Annotated in this window: 5 protein-coding genes and 1 pseudogene; 2 read left to right on the forward strand and 4 right to left on the reverse strand. The window is 33.7% G+C overall.

Translation table 11 applies throughout. The features are described from left to right. Positions 1-331: 331 nt before the first annotated feature. Positions 332-1,504, reverse strand: coding sequence for a porin (locus OZD64_RS00780; RefSeq protein WP_274999129.1), 1,173 nt, complete (start codon positions 1,502-1,504; stop codon positions 332-334). A 62-nt stretch (positions 1,505-1,566) separates the two neighbouring features. After that, positions 1,567-2,382 carry a PAS domain-containing protein gene (locus OZD64_RS00785; protein WP_010962355.1) on the reverse strand — a complete coding sequence of 272 codons (816 nt, stop codon included), beginning with the start codon at positions 2,380-2,382 and terminating at the stop codon, positions 1,567-1,569. Between the two features lie 233 nt (positions 2,383-2,615). On the opposite strand from OZD64_RS00785, the gene OZD64_RS00790 reads away from it, so the two are divergent. Then, the gene (locus tag OZD64_RS00790; protein ID WP_006280349.1) at positions 2,616-3,401 is read left to right on the forward strand and encodes an enoyl-ACP reductase FabI; all 786 of its coding nucleotides are present in this window, start codon (positions 2,616-2,618) and stop codon (positions 3,399-3,401) included. Positions 3,402-3,417: 16 nt separating this feature from the next. On the opposite strand, the gene secD is transcribed toward OZD64_RS00790, so the two are convergent. Continuing rightward, positions 3,418-4,860, reverse strand: a complete 1,443-nt coding sequence (secD, locus tag OZD64_RS00795) for a protein translocase subunit SecD (protein WP_425385003.1) — start codon at positions 4,858-4,860, stop codon at positions 3,418-3,420. Between secD and OZD64_RS00800 the strand changes: the two genes are divergently transcribed. Further along, positions 4,760-5,041, forward strand: coding sequence for a hypothetical protein (locus tag OZD64_RS00800; protein ID WP_039964338.1), 282 nt, complete (start codon positions 4,760-4,762; stop codon positions 5,039-5,041). The genes secD and OZD64_RS00800 overlap by 101 nt on opposite strands. A gap of 46 nt (positions 5,042-5,087) precedes the next feature. Here OZD64_RS00800 and OZD64_RS06815 read toward each other — a convergent pair. Then, positions 5,088-5,652 (reverse strand): annotated as a pseudogene (locus OZD64_RS06815) (IS3 family transposase); the annotation flags it as partial.

The following is a 5,652-nucleotide window of genomic DNA, read 5'->3' on the forward strand; positions in this document are numbered from 1 at the left end:
TTTTACTCTTTTTGACTGGCCAGGGCTTTTTTTTAAATGTCTCTTTCCCTTGTTACTCTTGCTTTGTAAATCAAACCTCTCTTTGTCATATTGTTTGACCTACCTTTCTTTGTTCATTTGCCAGCTTAACAGCTTCCAATTTGAATTCTGCCGTATATTCTCTTACCATTTCTAATCCTCCAAAATTTTATTTTACCCAAAAAAACTCTTTTCTTTCTCTCCACTTTTTCTGGGTAAGGTCAGTTTACTGGCCTCTCCATGAGTGAGATTGAAAAATTAAGTGTGAACGGTTACCTTGGATGACAGAAAAGAGTGTTGGAAGGAGGCAATATTAAAAACTTAATTTCAGTCCAGCCAAGAGCACATAACCAGAGTTGTTATTTTCTATTTTAGGTTCTTTGGTACTAAATTTTACAATATCGAAATAGTATGAAGTACCTAAAAAAAGAGAATTTTCAAGGCTTAAAGCATATGATGTTAACTCGTTTGTACCTTCGCCTGCAATATCCCTACCACTACTAAAATATGTTAAGCTTGATTTGTAAGAATCAGAATGGTAAGCGATACCTGCATTCATATAATACGTATTATTTATTTCAGGATTACGCCTCTCACCAGATTCACCACCATTACCATACGAAAAAATGCAATCAAGATCGAACAATTTTAGCTTCAAACCAAAATTCCAGTGCAGTAATTGATTGCGACATTCATAATTTTTAGAAGTTCCATCTGAGCAACCAGTTAAATTTTCTCTTGCAAATTCACCAGTCAAAGCAGTAGTAAAACCTATATCATTTGACAAGGTGTTTTTATAGGAAAGGCCAGCAGCAATTAAATTGCTGTACTGTAAGTTATTTTTTCCTGGAACATAACTGAATCCGAGTTGAAAGTTATAGATTTCAGGGGAGATGTAGTTAATTGATGATTGTTTTAACCCTAGTTCGAGTTCATTATAATCGCTATAAATATTGGGCTTGACCCAGAACACCTTGTCTTGATTATATCCAGGGTCACCATCTTTTTTATGATCACCGCGCAAATTTGCATAGTTTGTCCAATGACCATTTACTCCTCCAGCAGCTGCATAAATTTTTGAAGTGTTAATTAACATGCTCTGACCAACTAAACTTCTTTTACCATATTCAATTGATCCAAGTTCCTGGTTTTTTATGATAAAATACCATTCCTCCATGTCTAACTTTTCTATGTCTAACGCTTTTAGGTTTGCAATACCAGAAACCCCTGCCTTAACATTAACCCCCATTTGAGTATTTGGATAAACTTGCTGTAAATAAAGAAAGCGCAAGTATGAATAACTTGAAGTTTTATCCTTAGGCTTAGCATTGAAAGAATCTCTGTTGAAGGCGTAGCCGAATCTCAAATCTATTTTTCCGTCTAGTTCTGCATAAAATATTTCCTTATCCAAAATTGTTTTAGAGCTAGCACTATTCTGCAAAAACAATGATGAAAGCAGTGCTACCAGGTAGTACTTTAACTTCATAAATAAACTTAAATCTTTATAAAAATTTAAGTTTAAACTCAATATAAATAAAAAACAACTTTTCAGAAGGCACCGCTGGTAGATTTTGCTGCCTGTTTTTGAGCTATATTCCCATAAATTATTGATACACTTGGTAATTTTCGCTTTAATAACTGCTTATTAATGGCAGAATGTATACGATTAATTATTTTAGATATACTTTTTACATCGCAGTTAATCAAAACAAAAAGCACTTTATTCTCATCAATATACCCTAGAAAATCATCACTACGGCAATTTTTATAAAAATGTTCTATGATAACTTTCAGTGCATTATTTGTCTCACTACAGCTACTATTTAAGCCAATCACTCCTATAGCTGCATTAATTTGATGTTGAAAGGCAAAATTTAATATAACGTATAACTCTAGAATAGTGGACTCATTGCCCGGTATATCGAATAAGTCATGGTTTTTATATTTTTTACCCATTAGATATTTATCTCTAAAGATTCCTAGTTTATGGGACAAACTGATATCACGTATTAATAGCTCATAATTTATTTTATTACTGGCAAATTGTGCAGTGCGGAAAACTTTTACTTTTGTCCTGATATCTTCTCCCTTAGCATCAATTAAGGAAAAATCTATCACTTTAGGTAGTATATCAAGTAAATCGTGTCCATTTTCGGTATACTCTAAATAATTCTTCACGTTGTCAGCTGCTCTTGTGCTTAAGATATTAATTAATGGCTTATTAAGCAAATTCTTCTCTTCATATTTTAACAAATCCCTTGCAACTTGATTGAGCCCTAAAATTAACACGTTTTTTTTCTTATTATCCTGACAAACAGATACCACAGCATCATCTTTTCTTCTTGCAGTTATGAAATCATCCATACTTTCATTCTATACAGCGTATTTATAAGTATAATAAGATTATATTAAGATTTACTTACTTATTAATATGCTTAATTGGGTATAGGCAGAATGTCATATGGAATGGCTTTGTTGTAGAAGAATCAAGATTACTGTTTATAGACTTCAAGTTACTGCAAAAAATATTTTAAAACATAGTGATATCTTGACTTTACCTAGTTAATATTCCAAATTATAAAAAAACAGATAGTTCTATGACGACAAGTCTATTACAAGGCAAAAAGGGATTAATAACCGGAATAATAAATAAGAGATCAATAGCATACGGTATAGCAAAAACTCTCTCAGAGCACGGAGCAGAACTTGCAATCACCTACCAGAATGAAATAATAAAAGAAAAACTATCACCAATAGCAGATGAACTAAATGTGGAGCTAATATTACACTGCGACGTTTCAAATGAAAAAATCATAGATAACGCTTTCGAAATAATAGAGAAAAAATGGGGTACTCTTGACTTTTTGGTGCATGCAATAGCATTCTCCGATAAAAATGAGTTAGATGGTAAATATGTCAATACTTCACTGGATAACTTCCTCAATGCAATGCATATATCGTGCTATTCTTTTACTGCTTTAGCGCAAAGGGCTGAAAAAATGATGTCAAATGGTGGTAGTTTACTTACTTTATCTTATTATGGCGCTGAAAAAGTTATGCCAAATTATAACGTTATGGGTTTATGTAAAGCGGCACTTGAAGCAAGTGTAAAATATATAGCATGTGATCTCGGGCCACAAAATATCAGAGTAAATGCAATTTCCGCTGGTCCAATCAGAACTTTAGCATCTTCTGGAATAAGCGATTTTCACTCCATATCAGAATGGAATAGAAATAACTCTCCGCTCAGACGCAATGTTACAATAGAGGATGTTGGCAAGGCAGCGTTATACTTATTAAGCGACTTAAGTAGTGGCACTACTGGAGAAATTTTGCACGTTGATTCAGGATATAACGTTGTGGGAATGAAGGTGGTTGACTGAGATCTAAATCCTTAATTCAAAGCGCTAGTTCCTTCGGGTTCATACACAACTCTATCAGGAGTTTTGTGACTGTGATTGCAGAAAACATCGAACATAAAATTCCTATTGATAGAGTGACAGAAAAGCCTCTTATTGCTCCACTGCCAATAATGAACATTATTCCTGCAGCAATTAATGTAGTGATATTTGAATCCAGTATTGTCTTTATAGCGTTTTTAAACCCTTCTTCAATAGCACGTTCCACTCTCTTGCCAGATTTGATTTCCTCACGAATTCGCTCAAATATTAAAACATTTGCATCCACCGCCATACCAACAGTAAGTGCAATACCGGCAATTCCAGGTAAAGTTAGAGTTGCTTCAAGCAGAGTGAGAATTGATAATATAAGAACTACATTAGAAAAAAGTGCAACAGAGGCCAATACACCTAATTTGCCGTAAGTGATGATTATAAATAAAGCCACGGCTATAATAGAGATTGTTGCTGCCATTTCCCCTGCCTTTATTGATTCTTCTCCAAGACTTGGGCCAATGTTTTTTTCTTCAATTATTTTAAGTGGTGCTGGCAGTGCTCCAGATTTTAAAAGTATTGCAAGTTCGCTTGCTTGTTTTTCAGTGAAATTACCGCTAATTTCTCCCTCTCCATTTAAAATTGGCTCACGTATTGTAGGTACTGTTAAAACTGTGTTATCCAGAACAATTGCAAAAGGCTTTCCTACATTTTCTTTAGTGATTTTCGCGAATCTTTTACTCGCTATACTGTCAAATTTAAAATGCACTGTCGGTTTACCTAAATTGCCGAATCTAACTGATGCGTTAACCAGCGAATCACCACCTATTTCAGTTTTGCGGAATATTGGATAAGAATTACCTAAAGAATCCTTGAGCATGACAGTGGTTTCATGGTCTATATCCTGCACCTTGGCTATGTTAGTGTTTGCCAAATGAAAAGCTAGCTTAGCAGTTTTGCCAAGCAGAGATTTTATCTGCTTGGTATCTTCTACTCCAGGCACCTGCACTAATATTTTATTCTGCCCTTGTTTTTGAACGCTGACTTCCTTTGTGCCAAGTTTGTCCAAACGGCGCTGGACATTGTTTATTGATTCTGCAGCTACTTCACTGATCAAAGAATTTTTATAATGTGGTTTATACGAAATGAGAATCGAAGAATCTTTTCTATTTAGCTCTAAATTTGGATTTATCGCATTAATCAACACAGATGCTTTTTTATAATCATCAATACTATTTAAAGTTATAACGCTATTTTGTACGTTAGATTCAATATTTTTTGTTAGCAATGTCTCTTTTATTTCGTTAGCTAGCATGCTTAGCTTTTCCTTAAAATAGAAGTCTAAGTCTATGTTTAAAAGCAAAGATGCCCCTCCTTTCAGGTCAAGGCCTAAGTTTATTCTTTTTTTCGAAATAAAAAGCTTATTATCAAAGAAATTTGGCAGTGTTATGTATAAAGCAAATAAACAGATGCATAATACTGAAAAAGATTTGACTATAAGTCTGTTATACATAAGTTGTAGGTTTAAAATTGTAATAATTGATTGTAAGTTAAAAATAGATTTTTGTAAAATTCTCTATTTGACCTTACCCAGAAAAAGTAGAGAGAAAGTTAAGACGTTTTTATCATGAGAATAAATTGTGCAGGAATGCAATAGTTAATAGTAGAATGTCTACGTTATTTGTTATAAAAGATTTCTATGTATTCAAATATGGTAGTTCTGGTTTGTTGAGCGAGAAGTATCAATAAGCAGCTCCCTTTTAAGTGAACTTTTCTGCAACAGAGTTATCGTAACAACAGCCCTTATGGCTCATGCTGGAAATGATGTTTTTTGTATTCAATAGAAATTGGTAATTTTGAGAGGTATACTGTGACCCTTGATCGCTATGTAACAGCAGATTTTTATCGGGTTTGCGTTTATCAACGGCCATCAATAAAGAATCTATAACTAATTATCATGTTACTCATTAACCACCATGCGTGAATATAGGTCAATTATTGCCGCCAACAACCTTCTTTAGTTTTTATGTAGGTAATCCCAAACTTTATTTGGCTGATCAGTAGTAAAATTTTGATCCAATGTGTTCGGAGCCACAACTCGGTTGCTTATTTGCTGTTTTTTATTTTTGAACCTTCGTCTAAACTTGGCTTTAATGCCATTTTCTTGCATAACACTTTGTACTGTTTTAATTTTTGCCTAAAGCTTTTAATTCAGCGTGAATTTTAGGGGCTCCATATCTGC

The organism is Wolbachia endosymbiont of Drosophila tristis, from assembly GCF_028981745.1.
GTDB classification, from domain to species: domain Bacteria; phylum Pseudomonadota; class Alphaproteobacteria; order Rickettsiales; family Anaplasmataceae; genus Wolbachia; species Wolbachia pipientis.

Coding starts and splice junctions, on each gene's coding strand:
- OZD64_RS00785 (WP_010962355.1), bottom strand. CDS start 2,382: ATGGATGATTTCATAACTGCAAGAAGAAAAGATGATGCTGTGGTATCT.
- OZD64_RS00800 (WP_039964338.1), top strand. CDS start 4,760: ATGTTTAAAAGCAAAGATGCCCCTCCTTTCAGGTCAAGGCCTAAGTTT.
- OZD64_RS00780 (WP_274999129.1), bottom strand. CDS start 1,504: ATGAAGTTAAAGTACTACCTGGTAGCACTGCTTTCATCATTGTTTTTG.
- OZD64_RS00790 (WP_006280349.1), top strand. CDS start 2,616: ATGACGACAAGTCTATTACAAGGCAAAAAGGGATTAATAACCGGAATA.